This is a genomic window from Xanthomonas citri pv. mangiferaeindicae (genome assembly GCA_002240395.1).
Classification (GTDB): Bacteria; Pseudomonadota; Gammaproteobacteria; order Xanthomonadales; family Xanthomonadaceae; genus Luteimonas; species Luteimonas citri_A.
Genome location: CP016836.1, coordinates 1,347,133 through 1,365,801, shown reverse-complemented (window position 1 = coordinate 1,365,801; position 18,669 = coordinate 1,347,133). Strand labels below are relative to the sequence as shown.

At 67.7% G+C, this 18,669-nt stretch carries 12 protein-coding genes and 1 other annotated feature; of the genes, 1 reads left to right on the top strand and 11 read right to left on the bottom strand.

All coding sequences use genetic code 11. The features are described 5' to 3' along the window. The first annotated feature begins 146 nt into the window (after positions 1-146). Positions 147-1,280, top strand: a complete 1,134-nt coding sequence (locus BEN78_05835; GenBank protein ASR42969.1) for a hypothetical protein — start codon at positions 147-149, stop codon at positions 1,278-1,280. A 145-nt stretch (positions 1,281-1,425) separates the two neighbouring features. On the opposite strand, the gene BEN78_05830 is transcribed toward BEN78_05835, so the two are convergent. From BEN78_05830 to BEN78_05780, 11 genes are all read right to left on the bottom strand, one after another. Further along, a complete protein-coding gene (locus BEN78_05830) occupies positions 1,426-1,854 on the bottom strand; it encodes a hypothetical protein (protein ASR42968.1) in 429 nt (142 codons plus the stop codon). A gap of 6 nt (positions 1,855-1,860) precedes the next feature. After that, a complete protein-coding gene (locus BEN78_05825; GenBank protein ASR42967.1) occupies positions 1,861-2,190 on the bottom strand; it encodes a thiol reductase thioredoxin in 330 nt (109 codons plus the stop codon). After that, a complete protein-coding gene (locus BEN78_05820; GenBank protein ASR42966.1) occupies positions 2,162-2,644 on the bottom strand; it encodes a flavodoxin in 483 nt (160 codons plus the stop codon). The genes BEN78_05825 and BEN78_05820 overlap by 29 nt, the downstream gene beginning before the upstream one ends. Positions 2,645-3,894: 1,250 nt before the next feature. Next, on the bottom strand, positions 3,895-4,944 hold the full coding sequence (locus BEN78_05815) for a ribonucleotide-diphosphate reductase subunit beta (protein ASR44947.1): 1,050 nt from the start codon (positions 4,942-4,944) through the stop codon (positions 3,895-3,897). Positions 4,945-5,195: 251 nt separating this feature from the next. After that, positions 5,196-7,679, bottom strand: a complete 2,484-nt coding sequence (locus BEN78_05810; protein ASR42965.1) for a ribonucleoside-diphosphate reductase subunit alpha — start codon at positions 7,677-7,679, stop codon at positions 5,196-5,198. Positions 7,680-7,861: 182 nt separating this feature from the next. Further along, positions 7,862-8,064, bottom strand: a binding site (cobalamin riboswitch). Between the two features lie 138 nt (positions 8,065-8,202). Next, positions 8,203-9,219: a CysB family transcriptional regulator gene (locus BEN78_05805; protein ASR42964.1), complete on the bottom strand. Its 1,017-nt coding sequence runs from the start codon at positions 9,217-9,219 to the stop codon at positions 8,203-8,205. Positions 9,220-9,358: 139 nt separating this feature from the next. Continuing rightward, on the bottom strand, positions 9,359-11,908 hold the full coding sequence (locus tag BEN78_05800; GenBank protein ASR42963.1) for a peptidase M14: 2,550 nt from the start codon (positions 11,906-11,908) through the stop codon (positions 9,359-9,361). Positions 11,909-12,071: 163 nt separating this feature from the next. Then, a complete protein-coding gene (locus BEN78_05795) occupies positions 12,072-14,717 on the bottom strand; it encodes a TonB-dependent receptor (protein ID ASR42962.1) in 2,646 nt (881 codons plus the stop codon). A 187-nt stretch (positions 14,718-14,904) separates the two neighbouring features. Continuing rightward, entirely contained in the window at positions 14,905-16,098 is a 1,194-nt protein-coding gene (locus BEN78_05790) for an ATPase (GenBank protein ASR42961.1), read from the bottom strand. Between the two features lie 49 nt (positions 16,099-16,147). After that, the gene (locus tag BEN78_05785) at positions 16,148-16,813 is read right to left on the bottom strand and encodes an alpha/beta hydrolase (protein ASR42960.1); all 666 of its coding nucleotides are present in this window, start codon (positions 16,811-16,813) and stop codon (positions 16,148-16,150) included. Between the two features lie 99 nt (positions 16,814-16,912). Then, a complete protein-coding gene (locus BEN78_05780; protein ASR42959.1) occupies positions 16,913-18,625 on the bottom strand; it encodes a hypothetical protein in 1,713 nt (570 codons plus the stop codon). Positions 18,626-18,669 lie beyond the last annotated feature (44 nt).

The following is an 18,669-nucleotide window of genomic DNA, read 5'->3' as shown; positions in this document are numbered from 1 at the left end:
CGGCAACACCGACGGTGCCTGAACGTGTGGCGCCGGCCCCGGGTCTACCCTAGTCCTGCGAGCGACGACGAGCGGGGACACTGACGCCATGCCCGCGCCAGGGCGCACGGCCAGGCGCCCGACCGAACCCCCATGAGGTACACCCGATGCGCATCGATCTTCCATTCGATCCCCCGTCGTGGAACCAGATCAAAGAAGCGGCAGGCCAGGTGCGAGACGTCGCGCTGGACCGCGTCGATTCGGCGAGCGATTTTCTGCGCGGCGTCATCGATGGCCGCAGCGGACCGCGTCTGGTGCATGCGGGCGAAGGCTCGCCGTGGATTCCGCAAGGTCAGGGCTACGACGCATCCCGCAACGAACTGTTGACCAGCTACAACGGCGACGTCGACGGCAGCAAGCGCGTGCTGTTGTCGGTGCAGGATGCGCAGATCGGCAGCCCCTCGCAGCACGAGCGATCGGTCTTTCTGGGCGGGACGGATGCCGAGAACCCCGCTTCGGACGGCCCGACCAAGGCGGGCGGCGTGGCCGTGCACGGCGATTACGTTTACGTCGCCGACGGCGGCGAGGTATATGTCTACGATCGCGCCGACATCGACGCGGCGGTATCGGCGAATGAAGTCCAGGCCACGGTGCCCACGCCCTATCTCGACGCCGGTGAACCGGTTGTCGGCCCCGACGGCGAACCGGTGTTCGAGGCCTACAGCACGCCCGAAACCCCGGTCAAAGCAATCGACAAGATCGCGATCGGCGAATGCGGCAACGGCCCGTTCGGCGCCAGCTACGTCACCGTGCATGAGGGCCAGTTGTACGTGGGCCAGTTCACGCAGGATCCGCTCGATCCTGCATCGTTCACCAACGACTTCCCTACGCACGATGCCGAACTGCGGCGCTACGAGATCGATCCGGAGACCGGGCTGTTCAATGCCAGCGATTTCGACTCGATCGATGCGCCCCACAACGCGCAAGGCGCGGCAGTGACCGACACTGGCGTGTTGTTCTCCACGTCCTACGGCTCGGTGCCGGGTGTGGCGACCGCGCAGCTGGTGTTCCAGCCGACCATCGACACCGCAACCCGCTTCGAGACCGACGGCGCGTCGAAAGTCGCCGCCGACGTGCCGTATTACGGGGAAGAGCTCAACATCATCAACGGCGAGATCTGGATCACGCACGAAAGTGGCGCGGACAAGTATCGCGACAAGACCGAGCCGCTCGAGGAAGTCCAGATCTACTCGCTCGACGATCTGCGTATTCCCCGCGAGGAGGTCGTCGGCGGCGGTTGATCGCGGCAGAGCGCAGTGGATGGGTCGCGCGATGTGAGCGGCCGATGCTGTGGCTTGCCAGGATATGGCGTGATCGTGACCGATGTGACGCGAGGTGCTCTGTCGGACGCCAGCCGCGGTCAGGGCTGGGGCAAGCAAATGGCGCTCATGGCGGCGCGTCGACCGGAAGGAGCGACTTGCGCAGAAAGTGTCGCGCGTGGCCTGGCGGGAAGTCATCCAGGGTGCCGAAGCACTCATAGCCGTGGCGCCGATAGAAGGCGAGCGCCTGCCAGTCGAAGGTGTCGAGGAACGCGCCATGGGCGCCCTGTGCGCGAGCTGCGTCCTCGGCGTGCTGGAGCAGCCGAGTTCCCAAGCCCCGGTGACGCATTGCTTCGTCGATCCACAGGACGTGGATGGACAGCCAGCCCAGATAGAGCTCCGCAGACAGGCCGCCGATCAACACGCCCGCGTCTTCGATCACCCACTGCAGCGGCACGATCTCCAGTGCAGGCACGGTGGTGCGGTTGAACGCGAACAGGCGGGCCGCGACCCAATCCGCCTCATCGTGCGAGGCGACGCGGATCGTCGATGTCACGGCGCATCAGCCCAGATGCAGGCTGGCGGCCTTGGCGATCTGACCCGGCGCCTGGAAGCCCGGCAGGCGCGCGGCTTCCTCGCCGTCGCGGAACAGCGCCAGCGTCGGCGTTTGCCGCAGCCCCAGGCCCCGGAAGAAGTCCTCGCCGACGATCTCCAGCTTCACCTTCAGCAGGACCAGGCCGTTCGCGTCGTCGGTCGCGGCGAACTTGGCCAGCGACATGTCCAGCATCTTGCAGCCCGGGCAGTCGTCCTTGTAGTAGTCCACGAGCAGGCGTGGATGCGCAGCCAGGGCGGCGGCGTAGTCGTCAGGCGTGGAGGCGTGCAGGGTCTGCATGGGGCGAAATCTCGTGACGGCCGACTATGGTATCGGTCCAGCGTTCGATCTTCAGCACGTCGCGCTCGCCGTGCGGCATCTGTTCGATTTCCAGCCGCGGATAGGGGCTGGCGAAGAACGTCGCGATGCGATGCACCGCGCCGCAGTAGTACTCCGCGCCCCACTGCGTCTCGCCGGTGCCGAACACCGCGACGTGCTCGGGCTTGCCGACCGCGTCGACCAGATCGGCGATGAAGCGTTTCATCTCGCTCGGCGTGCGGCCGGCGTTGTCGGTCCAGGCACCGAGCACGTACAGATCATGCGCAGCGCCAGCGGGGCAGACCGACGCGAGCGTCTGGATGTCGGTCTCGATCCAGGTCACCTCATGCCCCAGCGCCTCGCACCGCGCCCGCACCATCCGGGCGACGTCACGGGTGTTGCCGCTGAGCGAGCAATAGGCGAGGAGGATGCGCAAGGCGTAAGGCTCAGGTTTATACGATCTTTAGGCGCGAAATTGTCTTCAAACGAAATGGGTGCCAGCTCGCTTACGCGCCCAGTTCCCATCTCGCTCGAATCTCTTCGCAAGCAGCGGCGACTGCTCTCATAACTAGCTTGTTGTCATCGGTCTTTCCAGAGGCTAGGAAGTCGACAATTACTTCTCTGGCGTCCATGTAACGTGCTGTAATAAAAGGCTTTGGATCCTTCTGGTCGTGTACGATCCGCCTACGCCGCGCAGGGCTTGCGGTCAGGTACTCGCCAAGCTTGTTCAGACTGATCTTCGGAGAGGTCATCTTTCCTGGGCTTTCGAAATTGTCCTTACCGCGCGCCGGAGGGCAATCATTCGATAACGAGCTTCAACTCTTCCAGCCGAATAGCCATCGCTTCGGCGCTGACTCCGAAGGATTCCGACAATGAAACGAAGTGGCGGCCGTTGTAATACGCCGTGCTAGCCAGCTTTCTAGAAACGTGGCGGAGAGTCGGGAAACTCTTCAGGACTTCGTAGATTGGCTTGCTCAGCAAAGCAAATGCGGTCTGCTCATCGAGGGTAAACGGTCCCAAGAAGCGAGACTTGAACTCTTCGACAAGGAGTTTTCTTGGCAGCAGGAAGTACGTCGCGAACTTGTCTGCTTCAAGTTCGGTGCGATCACGTGACCGCCGAACTCCGTCGAGCGGCTGATCTCGATGGCGCCCTGTTTGATCGGGATGAAGAACTGCGTGTCCGATTTCATGAGCCGCCGTAAAGCGCATAACTCTGGGCTCAGCGTCCGTTGCGACTTGGATCGATCGAGTAGATTGATCAATCAGGCCTGCAACCGAAACTCGACGGCGACCGTTAATCATCCAGCCAAGGCTAGGATGCAGCGTGAAGTCGAAGCCGAGCAGTTCGGCGGCAAGCTGCGGGTCTAGGACATCTATGGGGTGGACGTTCTGGCTCAGCCCGAGATCTCTTCTCTTCTTCCAAATCGCGCGTTGCAACTCTTTCGCCTGTGCCTCAATCGACTCGAAGCTATGGGTCTTCCTTGCAGAGACTGATTCTTCATCCGAACTCACGAATCGATACGGATTTTGATAATTCGCCGCCTCCCAGCACTGCTCAAGCTCTTCCATGTGAGCGTACGGGTTTTCCAGTCGCATGCGACTAGACGAGATGCGTGGATCCAATCGCTTACTCATGGTGTCCCCCCGTACTTAAAAGTGGAATGACAAATGTGCTGATGGTCCCGATTAGAGATCGTCGAAGCCGTTGTCCGAATTCGTCTTCTTGTACGACGCGTTGCGCATCTCGAAGAAGTCGGTCTTGGTCTCGGTGAAGTTGTCGGCGTAGGCCTTGATCCACGGCATGACGTTGTCGGTGGTCTCGGTGTAGAGCTTCTCGATGCCGAGCATGCCGGCCATCTTGTTGGCGCGGTACTTCACGTAGCGGATCATCTCATCGACGTCGATACCGTCGATGCCGTCGAGCACCTCGCCGGTCCACTGGGTTTCCAGCTCGATCGCGTGCGCGAAGGCCTTGTGCACGTAGTCGGTGAGTTCGTTGGTCTGCAGCTCGGGGTTCTCGCCGACGATGGCGCGGATCACCTCGCTGATGAACTTGGTGTGCGCCAGTTCGTCGCGGTTGATGAAGCTGATGATCTTGCCCGTGCCGGTCATCCGGTTCTGGCGGACCAGGTTGTAGAAGTACGCGAAGCCCGAGTAGAAGTTGATGCCTTCGAGGATCGAGGACTGGATCAGCGAGCGCAGCAGCGTCTCGGCGGTCTTCTCGCGCATGAAATCGTCGTAGGACTCCATGATCGGCGCGTTGCGCTTCTGGATCGTGGGGTGCGTACGCGCGATCTCGAACACACGGTTCTGGTTCGACAGGTCGGTGATCGAGGCCAGCACGTAGCTGTAACTCTCGTTGTGGATCACTTCCTGCTGACCGATGATCGCGGCGTTCGCATGCGCGGCCGGGTCGGTGATGTACTCGGCGACGTTGTAGATGAAGCGTGTCTGCGGCGAGTCGAGCGTGGCCAGCAGGCCAATGATCGAATCGTAGGCGTTCTTCTCGCGCGCCGAGAGCTCGCCGTACTGCTTGGCGTCGCCCTTCATGTCGACCTCGTCCGGGATCCAGAAGTTGGTCGAGAGCTCCTTGTAGGCGCGGTAGAACGACGGATACGGAATGTCGTTCCAGTTGAGGATGCCGGACGTGCGCCCGTTGATGATGCCGGTCGAGCGGTTGGGGTGGCGCGGCTCGAGGATCTTGATGCGGTCGAGGGGCGTAGAAGTCGTGGCCATGTTCATTTCTCGTGTTTCGTGTCGCGGGCGATCGGCAGAACCAGGGTCAGAGTGCATTTTTCCGGTGCACTCTCGAGCCGGGATCAGTGAATGAAAAAATGCACTCCGACCCCGGTTTTATCTGGTGGAAAGCCCCCCTTGAGTCAGGGGGGCGCGCCGAAGGCGCGGGGGTGTGGATGCTGGTGAGGAAGGGTCCAAGGTTCGCAATGCGAACCTTGGAAGCGAAAGCGCGAATGCGCTATCGCGTTCCTTTAGCTACTGCACCACTCGCATTCGGCGATGTCGATGTCGTTGGAGCGGACGTAGTACGTGGTCTTGATGCCTTCGCGCCAGGCGGTCATGTGCAGGTCGAGCAGGGTACTGGCGCGGATGGTGCTGGGCACGTAGAGGTTGAAGCTGATCGCCTGGTCGACATGGCGCTGGCGGCGCGCGTTCTGGCGCACCGATGCGAACTGGTCGACCTTGTAGGCGCCCTTTTCGTAGAACGGCCAGGTCTCGAGCGACAGCCCGGGGGCCGCGACCGGACGCCGGTAGTCCTTCTTTTCCTCGTAGTAGAACGCCGAGTAGATCGGGTCGATCGACGCGGTGGACCCTGCGATCTGCGCGGTCGACATGTTCGGCGCGACCGCCATCAGCCAGCCGTTGCGCATGCCGTTGACGCCGACCTTGGCAGCCAGCTCCAGCCACGCCGGCGAGTTGTAGTCGCGGTCGCGGAAGTAGGCACCGGTATGCCAGTCGCTGCCGGCGAACACCGAGTAGGCGCCCTTCTCCTTGGCCAGTTCCATGCTCGCCTGCACGGTCAGGAAGTTGATGCGCTCATACAGCGAGTCGCTGAAGTCCTCGGCCTCGGGCGTGTTCCAGTGGATGCCCTTCTGCGCCAGCAGGTGATGCCAGCCGAACGTGCCCAGACCGATCGCGCGGTACTTCTGGTTGGTGATCGTGGCCTGCGGGACGGGCAGCTGGTTGAGGTCGATGACGTTGTCGAGCATCCGCACCTGGATCGGGATCAGGCGCTCGAGCACGTCGGTGATCAGATCGCCCTGGCCTTCCTGCGGCACGATCGCCCGGCCCAGGTTCACCGACGACAGGTTGCACACGACGAAGTCGCCGGCCTGCTTGGTGGTGACGATCTGATTGCCGGAGATGATCTCCTGCATCATCTTCGTCGGGCTCATGTTCTGCAGGATCTCGGTGCACAGGTTCGACGAATAGACACGGCCGACGTGCTTGTTCGGGTTCTTCCGGTTCACTTCGTCGCGGTAGAACATGAACGGGTTGCCGGTCTCGAGCTGCGACACCATGATCCGCTTGAAGATCTCGATCGCTTTGACGGTCTTGCGCGAAATGCGTTCGTCCGCGACGACTTCCTCGTACTTCTTGCGGAAGGTGCCCTCGCCCTTCTTCTCATCGAAGAAGTCCTGCAGGTACCAGCCTTTGACCCGATGGACCTCGTGCGGGTCGAACAGGTACCAGTCGCCGCGGCGCTCGACCGCTTCCATGAACACGTCGGGGATGCACACCGAGGTGAACACGTCGTGGGCGCGCAGGCGCTGGTCGCCGTTGTTCAGGCGCAGGTCCAGGAACGCTTCGATGTCGCGGTGCCACACGTCCAGATACACCGCGACCGCGCCCTTGCGCTGGCCCAGCTGATCGACCGAGACGGCAGTGTTGTTGAGCTGCTTGATCCACGGCACCACGCCGCCCGAGGAATTGGGTACGCCGCGGATCGCCGAGCCCGACGAGCGCACATAGCCCAGGTACGCGCCGACGCCGCCGCCGCCCTTGGAGACGCGGGCGATGTCGGTATTGGAGTCGTAGATGCCCTGCAGCGAGTCGTCGACGGTGTCGATGAAGCACGACGACAGCTGGCCGCCGACCTTGCCGGCGTTCTGCAGCGTCGGGGTCGCGACCGTCATGTACAGGTTCGACAGCGCCCAGTAGGCCTCGCCGACGAGCTGCATGCGGCGCTCGCGGCCGCCGCGGGTCTCGTTCTGCATCAGATACAGCGCGATGGTGAGCCAGCGCTCCTGCGGCAGCTCGAACACGGCGCGCGAGGTGTCGGTGGCCAGATACCGCGTGGCCAGCAGGTACAGGCCGTTGTAGGCGAACAGCTTGTCGCGCTCGGGCTCGATCATGCGCCCGGCTTCCTGCAGTTCCTCCTTGGAGTAGGCGCGCAGGATGTCGTTGGAATAGATGTTGCGGTCGGCCAGCGACTCCTGCAGGCCGACATAGGAGCCGTACTTCTGCTCGGCGTCGTAGAAGCGGTTGCGGCTGGCGCGCTTGTACAGGCGGTGCAGGTACAGGCGGGCGGCGAAGAATTCCCACTCCGGCGCGGTGACGTCGACCCGGGCCTCGGCCTCGCGGATCAGATGGTCGACCAGGTCGTCGGCGTTGACCGCGTCCTTGCGCTCGACGAAGCCGAACACGCTGCGCTTGTAGTCGGCGATATCGAGCTGCGGGAACTCGCCGTGGACGCGGTCGATGCTGCGCTCCAGGCGCGCGCGGTCGTACGGGATCCGGCGATTGCCGGCTTCCTTGGTGATCCAGGTGGAGACGTCGGTGTCGACGTCGGAATTTTCAGCAATTGCGGTTTGCATGGCGGCGCTCGGGGGCGGCGGCACCACGTCGTCGGCGTCGACGGCGGACGGCGCCACAGGGGTGGGGGAAGCGATCGGGGTCGGGGGCGCGTCTGCGGGCGTCGAAGGGGCGGTCGAGACGGTGTCGTGGCTGGTCATGCGTCCTCTCTCTTGGTGTCCAGTGCATTCGCGCACGCCCCGGCCCGCCCGCGTCGGGTCCGGTGGCTGCGGACGGCTCGTGTGGGGCGGGTGCGCCGCGAGACGGCGACGGCGGGTGCCGTCGGGTTCCGCGCCGCGGACCCACCCCTGTGCGGAGTGTCCACAGCGATCACCACGCGTCGTGCTTTCGCGCGGCTGTCGGCACGGTACGGACTTATGGGTGAAGGCAGGCCTTCGGTCCCACTGCACCGGATCGCTCCGGTGGCGGCGGGGACGTTCCCAATTACCGCTGCGGGGGCAGCACCGGACTGGCGTGGGGCGTCACCGGCTTCCCGTTTTTCATCCACAGGCTTGTGGCTGCGGAACCGACGTGGCCCAAGATAGTGGGGTGGTCGGACAGCGTCAACGCTAAATGTGGGGCGGGCGCGCAGATCCGCGTCAGGCCGGGAATCGGGCGGCCTCAGCCGCCGGCCGGGCACGGGGCGATGCAGATCCGGCTGCGCCAGGCAACCCCGGAAGAGGCCTATTCAGCCACGGCGACCGCGGTCCGCGCCGCCAGCGCAGTGGCGGTTGCACGCGACCAGTGCTGCCAGTCGGGGGCCGGAATCGGCAGGGGCTGGTCGTGGTCGAGCAGCCGACGCAGGTCCACCGCGGCGTAATGCGGCGCCAGCGCCTGGACCAGCGCGAAGCCGAAATCGCGCAGCACCCGGTCGCGGCGCAGCAGCGCCCAGGTGATGCATTCAGGCAGCAGGCCGTCCTCGACCGGTGGTGCGATCAGGCCGTCGTCGAGATCGGCGCCCATCTCGTCGACGATCCCGACCCCCAAGCCAGCGTGGACGTAGGTCCGGATCAGCGCGCCGTCGCGTGCGGTCACCGCGAGGTCGGCGCGCAGGTTGGCGGCCGCAAACGCGCGCTGCAGCGACGAGGCGGGCTGCCGACTCGATTCGTAGCTCACCAGCGGCACGCCGGCCAAGTCGCGTAGTCCGATCGGGCGCGGCAATGCGGTCAGCGGATGGTCGGCCGGCACCAGGACCCGCCGGCCCCACCGGTAGAGCGGAATCGCCACCAGGCCCGGCGGCGGGGCGCCGGTGCCGCTGAGGATCGCCAGATCGGCGTGGTGTTCGGCCAGCAGCCGCAGCGACTCGGCATCGCCCCCCGGCACCACGTGCACCGCGACCTCGGGCCAGTCGCATTTGAGCGCCTGCAGCGCAGGCGGCAGCGCGTGGCGGGCCTGGGTGTGGGTGGTGGCGATGCGCAGCAGGCCCTGGGCCTCGCGGCGCAGGTTGTCGGCCAGCGCCTGGATGTTGCCGGCCTCGGCCAGCAGTCGGCGGGCGTGCGCAAGCACCTGCCGGCCTTCGTCGGTCAACGCGGCGAGCGCGCGCTGGCGACGGGTGAACAGTAGGAAGCCCAGCGCGTTCTCCAGTTGCGCGAGCTGCTTGGACAGTCCCGACTGGGTCGCATGCAGGCGGCGGGCGGCCAGGGTGATGTTGTGGCCGCATTCGACGATGGCGACGAAGCTGCGCAGTTGGGTGAGGGTCATGCCTGGTCGATGCGACGGACAAAAAAGCCGGTCGCCGATGGTCGCTCGCGGCGGCGACCGGCATGTCCCATGGGCGACAACACTGTGTACCGCGATCCGGCGAAGCGGCCCGTGCCGCGCCGCGCTCAGCGCAGGCGACTCAGCGACGCCCGGCCGGCACCAACTGGTCGGACAGCAGCAACGCATTGAGCAGCAGACGTTCGGTGCCGTGCCAGTACTTGCGGTGCGCCGGGTCGTCGGCGAACAGCACGACGTTCCCGCGCCCGGTCGCGGCGACGACCGCCCACGGCGCGCCGCCGAGCCGGGTGCGGTTGCGCGCCGAGACGTAGCCGTTGACCAGCGGCGCATCGCCGATGCGCACGACAGTCGAGAAGCGGTCGCGCGCCGGTGGCAGCACCACTGCTGTTTCCTTGTTGACGAAGAGCGCGCGGCGCGGCACGCCGAAGGCCAGCGGATGGCTGATGTCGGCATCGGCCGAGACCAGGTTGCCGGAGATGCGATCCTCGGCCAGCAGGTCGCGGCGGTCGCCGAAGTCGGCGCGGCCGGTGTCATCCTCGTCGCGGGCCGGGGCCTGGCCCAGGCCGTCGACGAGCTTGCGATCGATCGCCCACTGCGAGGCACTGCCGAAGGTCACCAGCGAGCCGCCTGCGCGGATCCAGCCGCGCAGCGCCTCGATCGTCGCCTCGCTCCAGTCTTCGTAATGGCCGCCGGCCAGCACGAGGCTGGTGTAGTCGCCCAGCGGCGCGTGCGCCAGCTGGGTCGGGTCGAGCCGGGTCGCCGGCCAACGCAGCTGCTCGCTCAGCGCGAACCAGGTCGAGCCGATCTCGGTCGCGTTGACGCCCTGGCCCATGACCAGCGCGATCCTGGGCTTGCGCAGCGGGCGCACGCTGTCGCTGCCCAGGTCGATGCCGGCCACGCTCTGCCCGGTCGACAGCGCATGCGCGCGCACCCCGGCCTCGCGGGTCGCCGCATCGACCGCCGCGTGCAGCGCCTCGGCCGCCAGCGCCTGTCCGGCGAGCGGCACCACCAGCGTGCCGTAGGAGAACGCGGTCTCGCCGTCCGCGGTGCGCGCGGTGAATGGCTGGAATGCGCTGCGCACGCGGATGTCCTGCGCCAGCAGCGTGGCGAGCACGCGCGGTGCGGCCTGGTCGCGCCAGTCGATCGCATAGGCGTAGCGCGCCTGGCCGCCGAGGACGCCAGCCTCGACGGGTGGTAACGCCTGCACCTGCTCGCCCAGCGCCGGTGTCCGGCGCGCGCGTGCGAATGCGATGCCGTAGGCGTGCGCGATCGCGTACGAGGTGCTGCCGTAGACGCTCTCCTTCACCTCGGGCGTGGTCTCGAAGATCGCATGCACCAGCCGGAACTGCGGTTGCGCCGACGGCACGACGTAGGCGCTGCCGGGGGAGAACGTGGTGCCGTCGATCGTCGTCTCGCGCGCCAGTGCATGGACCTCGATGCGGTGCAGCAGCAGCAGGTCGAGCAGGCGCCGGGTCAGCGACGGATCGTGCGCATCGCCGAACACGAACGCGGCCGCGTCGTGGCGCCGGCCCTGGCTGAGCGCCGAGCGGAAGAAATCCTTCTGCAGCGCCAGCAATCCGGACTTCTCGGCGACCGCGCCGCGCAGCGTCGCCAGCCCGGTCGCGACCTGGTTGCGGATCGTGAAGCGGAACTCCAGCGGGCCGCCGGCGGTGTCCTGCACCAGGCCGCGCGAGCTGCCCTGCTCGACCGTGACACCGACCCCGCCGTGGAAGTCGGGATAGGTCGAGCCGTAGACCGGCGAGAAGTTGTCGAAGTTCTCTTTTGTGTAGTACAGCGAGCCGAGCGCATCGAGCCCCTGGGCGTGATAGCGCGCCAGCGTGACGTTGAAGTCGTAGGAGGCTTGCGGCAACAGCGGGCTGTGCATGCTCGCCGGCGACGGCTCGAAGTAGTACGTACTGCCGGCGCCCATCTCGTGGAAGTCGATCTGCACGTTCGGCGTCCATTGGTGGAACAGGTCGAGCTTGGGCCGGGTCTCGCGTTGGGTGACCGCGAGCCAGTCGCGGTTGAGGTCGGTGAAGTAGTGGTTGGTGCGACCCATCGGGAACGGCTCGACGTGTTCCTTGTCCAGCGGGTCGGCGACCGGCGGGTTCGACTTCCACGCGTTGTGCCAGTTCGCCGCGCGGTCGCGGCCGTCGGGGTTCTGCGCTGGGTCGATCAAAACGATCGCCTCATCGAGCCAGCGCGCGGTCTCCGCGCCGCGATGCGCGGCCAGGTAGTAGGCGGTCAGCAGCGCGGCCTCGCCGCTCGACGTCTCGTTGCCGTGCACGCTGTAGTACAGGCCGACGACGACCGGCAATTGCGTGGGCACGGCCGCAGCGGGATCGCGCTGGGTCGCGTGCGCGGCGCGCAGCGCTTCGAGCCGGCCGTGGTTGGCGGCCGAGGTGACGATCGCGGCGACCAATGGGCGCTCCTCGTAGCTGCGCCCGGTCTGCTGCAGCGTGATCCGGTCGGACACGCGCGCCAGTTCGCGGAAGTAGTCGACGATGCGGTCGTGCCGTGTGTAGTGGGTTCCCAGCGGATAGCCGAGGAACTGCTCGGGCGTGGGCACGTCGGGGTCGAAGTCCGCGGCCTGGGCCTGTGGAAAGTAATAAGCGGTCTGCGCGACCGCGACCAGCGGCAGCAGCGCGAGCAAGGCCAGCAGCAGCCGCATCGGCGCGCTGCGGAAGAAACGGCCGCGCTCGGGGCGCGGTGGAGGGAAGCGTCGGGCATCGGCGTATCCGGTGTGGGGCGGCGCCTGCGCAACGCGCAAGCGCGCGTTGCGGGAGCGCCGTCGGGGCGCGGGGAGCGGGTGCGGTGAGATCGGCGGCGAACGGTCAGAAGCGGTAGTCGAAACCCACCTGGAAGTAGCGCCCGCGCAGGTCGTACTGGCTGAAGTCGTAGGGCGCGCGGATGCCGGGGAAGGACGCGTCATGCGGCGGCGTCTCATCGCTGACGTTCTCGACCTTGGCGTAGAGCGTCAGCCGCTCGATGCCCGACCAGGCGAGGTAGAGATCGAACTGGTCATAGGCGTCGACCCGCGACTGCGCCGCGCGCGCCGCGGCACTGGCCTTCTGGTCGTAACCGCCGGTGCGGTACCAGGTCAGGCCGGTGTCGAAATCGCCGATCTTCCAGTCCAGGGTCGTCGTCGCCTTGTTGCGCGGCAGCGAGGGGCCGAGGTTGCTGCCGGCATAGTCGACCAGCGGACCGCCGATCGTTTGCGGGCGCTTGTAGTCGAGCACGTGGGTGAACACGCTCGACAGCCCGAAGCTGCCCGCATTGCCGGTGTGCCAGCGCTGGCGCAGCTCGGCATCCAGGCCCGAGGTCTGCAACTCGCTCAAGTTCTGGTAGCGGTTGTAGACGGCCACCAGCTTGCCGCGGGCGTCGCGCACGACATCGGCCGGGTCGTTGGTCTGCACGATCGTGGTGGTGTTGCCGGTGCCCACCAGGTTGTCGAGCTCCACCCGGTACCAATCCACGCTCAGGCTGGTGTCGGCCCACGGCGAGACGACGACGCCCAGGTTGTAGCTGCGCGTGCGCTCGGGATCGAGATCGGTGTTGCCGACAGTGAAGAACGTCGGCGTCTGGCGCGAATCGGCAACATCGGGATCATAGGGATCGACGACCGAGCCGTAGGCGATGCTGGTGGAGGCCGAGTTTTCCGACAGCGAGGGCGCGCGGAAGCCGCGCGAGGCCGAGGCGCGGACCAGCAGCGCATCGAGCGGCTGCCAGCGCAGCCCGGCCTTGGGCGAGAACGCGCTGCCGAAGTCACTGTAATGATCGCCGCGTCCGGCCAGTTGCAGTTCCAGCGTCGGGGTCACCGGCACGTTGACCTCGGCGTAGAGCGCGGCGACATCGCGGTCGCCGTCGACCGCCGCGATCGCCGGGCGCACCTGCAGGCCGGCATCGATCTGCCACGGGTTGCGCGAGACCAGCGACTCGTGCCGCCATTCGGCGCCGGCCGCGAAGCCCACGGTGCCCGCCGGCAGCTCGAACAGGCTGCCCGAAACCTTGAAGTCGACGCCGGTCAGCCGCGAGTCGGCCGGTCGCAGCGTGCTGAGCGCGATCGCGTCGAGCACCGCTTGCGGCGTCGTCGATGGCGCGTGCAGGTTCAGGCTGCCGTCGGCGAGTGCCTGCGCCAGCGTCCAGCGGTTGGCGAAGCCGCCGGCGACGGTTTCTTCCTCCTTGCTGCGCGCTGCGAACGCCGCGGCCTCCCAGTCCCAGGTGTCGGAGAACTGGCCGCGCACGCCGCCGAGCACCCGATAGGCGGTCGAGCGGTTGGTCTTGAGCGATTGGCCCAGGTCGAAGAAGGTGTACTCGATCGGCGTGGCGACGCCGTAGGGGTTGTAGGGGTTGCCGGCCGGCAGCAGGTTGGACACCGGCTCGGCCAGTCCGCTCTGCGCGTTGAGCGCGAAGCGCCCGCCCTCGAGCGTGAAGTAGGGGCTGGAGCCGAACAGCGATGCGCCGCGGATCCGGCTCACCACCAGTTCGCCGAATGCCTCGGTGGTGTCGTTGATGCGGACCGTCCCGTTGACGTAAGCCTGGTAGCGTTCGGTTGCGGGAATCAGCGTCGTGTAGGGCGCGAGATTGATCGCGCAGGTGTCGCCGGCGAGTCCGTCGATCGGCGCGCTCGCGGTCAGCACCATGCCTTGCGGGCAGTGGCCCGCGGCATCGAGCAGCGGCACCGAGGCCCCGTTGACGAGGAAGCGCGCGCCCTTGGCCGACCAGCCGTTCCAGCGGCCGCCGGGCTTGTCGGTGTAGATGCCCGAACGGGTGAGCGCGCGCTGGTCCTGGTCGAGCCGGTCGCGGTCGTAGGCCTCCAGGCTGAAGAGCAGGTTGTAGCCGTCGGTGTCGAGGTCGCCGATGCCGCCGACCAGCCGCGCACGCTGCGTGTCCAGCCCGCCAGCATCGGACGTACCCAGGCTGCCGCCCACGTCCAGGCCCTGGAAGTTCTGGCGGGTGATGATGTTGACCACGCCGGCGACCGCGTCCGAGCCGTAGACCGCCGAGGCGCCGTCCTTGAGCACCTCGATGCGTTCGACCGCGACCAGCGGCAGCGCGTTGAGGTTGACGAAGGTGTCCGACAGCCCGCCGGCCGGAAAACCGTAGTTGGCCAGCCGGCGGCCGTTGAGCAGCACCAGCGTGTTCTTCTGCGACAGGCCGCGCAGCCCGATCCCGGCCGAGCCCGACGCCCAGCCGCTGTTGCTGGTCTCATTGGCGGCGTTGCCGGTGTGGGCCGAGATCGACCGCAGCACGTCGGCGACGGTGACCTTGCCCGAGGTTTCGAGCGCCTGCCGGTCGATGACCTGCACCGGGTTCGCCGTCTCGGCGTCCGCACGGCGGATGTGGGAGCCGGTCACGGTCACCGTGCCCAGCGTGCGCGCTCCGGCGTCTGCATGACCGTCCGCGTCCTGTGCGGCGGCGAGAGAGGGGACAGACAGGGCCGCCAGGAGGGCGGCCGCAAGGCGCGAGGGGCTGGACATCTGCTGCACTGCAATACGGGGAGGGGCAGGCAGTGGGCCATGGCCGCGGGAGCGACAGAAATGGTCATCCGGACTGGCGGTATGGCGAGATGGAATGTCCGCGCGCAGCACGCCGGCCCGGGCCGGCTGGCCAGTCGGGCGCGTGGGTGATCCGATGGGGCCCGCGCGACACCGCGGGCGGTGACCACTACGTGCGATGTGCCCGCAGCAGATACTCGGCGCTGCGCATCTCGATCAGACGCGAGGCGGTGCGTTCGAAGGCCGCCGACAGCCGCTCGCCGGTGTAGAGCTGTGGCGGTTCGGTGTCGGCGGTGCACACCAGATTGACGCTGCGATCGTAGAGCTCGTCGATCAGCGTGACGAAACGGCGCGCGGCATCGTCGCGGCGGCCGTCCATCGTCGGCACGCCGCCCAGCAGCACCGTGTGGAACTCGGTCGCGATCTGGATGTAGTCGCTGGCGCCGCGCGGGCCTTCGCACAGTGCGTCGAAATCGAACCAGGCCATGCCGGTACAGCGCGCGCGCACCGGGATGCGGCGGCCGTCGAGTTCGATGCCGGCATCGCGATGCGCATCGTCGCCGCCGAGCTCGCGCCAGCGTGTGTCGAGCCAGGCGTCGGCGCCTGCATCGAGTGGCGCGCGGTAGACCGGCGAGCGGGTCAGCGCGCGCAGGCGATAGTCGGTGTCGCTCTCCAGATACACCACATGGCAGTGCTGCTCGATCAGGGCGATCGCCGGCAGGAAACGCGCGCGCTGCAGGCCGTCCTTGTACAGGTCGCCGGGCGCGGCATTGGAACTGGTCACCAGCACGATGCCGTCGGCGACCATGCGTTCGAGCAGCCGTGCCAGCAGCATCGCATCGCCGATGTCGCTGACGAAGAATTCGTCGAGCACGAGCACACGCAGCCCGGCGTCGCGCCAACCGCGGACGATCGCGGCGAGCGGATCGCGCTCGCCGGCATGGGCGCGCAGCGCGGTGTGCACCTCGCGCATGAACCGGTGGAAGTGCGTGCGCCGCTTGCCGCCCAGCCGGGGATCGGGCTCGGGGCTGCGTTCGGGGTCGCGCGGCGCGGTCGGCGCCGGCGCGTCGGCGCGCGCCTCGCCCTTGAGTGTCCGTAGCGCCAGGCCATCGTGGAACAGGTCGATCATGAAGGTCTTGCCGCGCCCCACGCCGCCCCACAGGTACAGCCCGGGAATGCCGTCGCTGTGGCCCTCACCGCCGAACAGCCGGCCGAGCAGGCCGCGCCTGGGCGGCGGCTCGTGCAGGGCCCGGTGCAGCCGGTCGAGCTCGACCAGCGCCGGCTGCTGCGCCGGGTCGTGCTGCCAGTCGCCGCGTGCGACGCCCGCGGCGTAGCGCTCGGAAGGCAGCGGCGGCAGGCTCATCGCCGGCCTCGCGTCAGTGCGTGGCCGGGACGGGCATGGCGGAGCCGACTCATCGTGCTGTGGGCAGGTAGCCGCGGACGCCGTTCTTGACCACGCCGCGCAGGTCGATCATCCGGCGGTGGAAGAAATGGCCGGTGTCGGGCATGCGCACCAGCTCGGCTTGGGCGTCGCGTTCCTCGAGCCAGCGGTAGACCGCCTCGGGATCGACGATTTCATCGGACTCGCCCTGGATCACCAGCCACGGGCAGTCCGGCAGCACGATGCGGTCGAAATCCCAGCGCCCGGCGGGCGGGGCGACCGAGATCAGCAGATCGGGCTTCAACGCATCGCTGGCACGCAACGACACGTAGGCGCCGAAACTGAAACCGGCCAGCCACAGCGCATCGCCCGGCCGCTCGCGACGCACCCACTCGACCACGGCGGTCAGGTCGTCGGTCTCGCCGTCGCCGCGGTCGAACTGGCCTTCGGAGGCGCCGGTGCCGCGGAAATTGAAGCGCAGCGTCGTCGCCCCGAGTTCGCGCAGCGAGCGCGCGACCATCGTCACGACCTTGTTGTGCATCGTGCCGCCCTCGGTGGGCAGCGGATGGCAGACCACCGCCACCAGCGGCAGCGCAGGGACATCGGCGTCGGGCAGGTCGAGTGCGGCTTCGAGTGCGCCGACCGGGCCGGCCAGCGTCAATGGGCCCGATTGCGTGGGAAAGGTGGGGGACATCATGGCGCTGATGATACCGAGCCCGCCGCGACGGCACCGTGGCGGACATGCGCAGCCGTCATGTCTGCATGCCCGGCGCCGCCCCGGCATTCGCCGCGTGCGTCAGTGCGCACGCAGACGCAGCCCGATCACCAGCGGGTCGTGGTCGGAGCTGCGCCACGGGCCGTTTGCCTCACGCTCGCGGATGTCGACCGGCTCGTCGGCGTTGCTGTGCCATTTCGCAGCGCCGGCCAGGCGCGTGGCCAGCGCCGGGCTCAGCATCACATGGTCCAGGCGACCGGCCTGGCCGTCGAACACGAAGCTGTGGGCAGGCGGCTCGGCACGAGCGAACGGGTCGCGCCAGCCGGCATCGATGAACACGCGCACCGGATCCTCCATCGCATAGGCGTTGAAGTCGCCGACCACGGCGATGCGCTCGGCGGCCGGGGTCGGTGCGGTGGCCAGCCAATCGCGCAGGCGCTGCGCCGATTCGGTGCGTGTTGCCTTCCAGCAGGCCTGGCCGTCGCCCCCGTCGGTATCGGCACCGGCGGCATCGCGGCAGCCCTTGGACTTGAGATGCACCGCGACGACGCTGAAATCGGCACCGTCCGCGCGGCCATCGCGCAGCGGCACGAAGGCCTGCGCCAGCGGCACGCGGCTCAGTTCGACGAAGGGCCCGCCTTCGAGCATGGCCGGCGCGCCCTTTGGGCGCACGCGGGTGTTGCGGTAGATCAAGCCGACCCGGACCGGATTGGTGCCGGGGCCCGTGCCGGTGTCGACGAAGCGCCAGTCGCGCGCCGGGCCCGCGGCGTTCAGGGCATCGACCAGTTGCGCGATGCTCGAATACGCATCGTAGCCGTCGTTCTCCAGTTCCATCAGTGCGGCGACATCGACATCCAGCGCGCTGATGGTCGAGACCAGGCCGTCGATCTGGCGCGCCAGTTCGGCCGGTGCGCGCGCCCCGCGTGGCGTGGGGAAGCCGCCGCCGCGGCCATCGCCGTTGAACAGGTTTTCCAGATTGAAGGCGGCCAGACGCACATCGCCTTCGACCATCGGTGCCGGTGGACGCGGCGCCGGCTGCGCCTGCAGTGGCGCGGTCAGTTGCAGCCGCCACGCGCCGTCGCGATGGTCGACGATGCCTTCGACGCCGGTCAGGACGCTGCCGGTGCGCAGCGCCTGCGCATGCGCGGGCAGGTACCAGGGCAGGCCGGCGTCGGGCGCCGCGTCGCGGCCATCGTCGAGCAGCACGCGATTGAGGGCGTTGGCGGCCTGCACCATTGCCGCGTCGCGTCCGGGCCAGGCGATCTCGGTCGGCGAGTACAGCCGGCCGTCGAAGCTTGCGATCAGTGTCCCGCGCCGTGCGCGGTCGTGCTGGCCGGTCAGGGTCAGCGGCGCATCGATGCGCACCCAGCGGCCGGCCAAGGCCGCCCAGTCATTGGGGGGTGAGGTGAGCACCAGGGGCGCGAGTCGCGGCGCGGGCGTGGTCAGCACCTCGATGCGGGACGGCTGCAGCGTCGGCACACCATCGACGTTCGTCAGGGCGCCGGCGACCCGCACATGCGCGCCCGCGGCCGGTGCGTCGTCGTGCCCGCGGGCGTCCACGAACACCGCCGGTGGCAGACCGCGCTCGGGCTTATCGGTCTGCAGGAACCAGCCACCGAGCCCGTCGCCGAAGGCACCGGTGACCTGCCCCACCAGCGTGATCGTGCGCGGCGCGGCGACAGGGGCGTCGACGAAGACGACCGGCGGCGCCGCATACGTAGCGACCGGGCCGATGGCGATCCAGGCACAGGCGAGCAGACGTGGCAGCAGACGGGCATGAGGGGGACGGCACATAGGGACTCTCCATCGGCCTCGAGGGCCTGACACGACGACGCCGC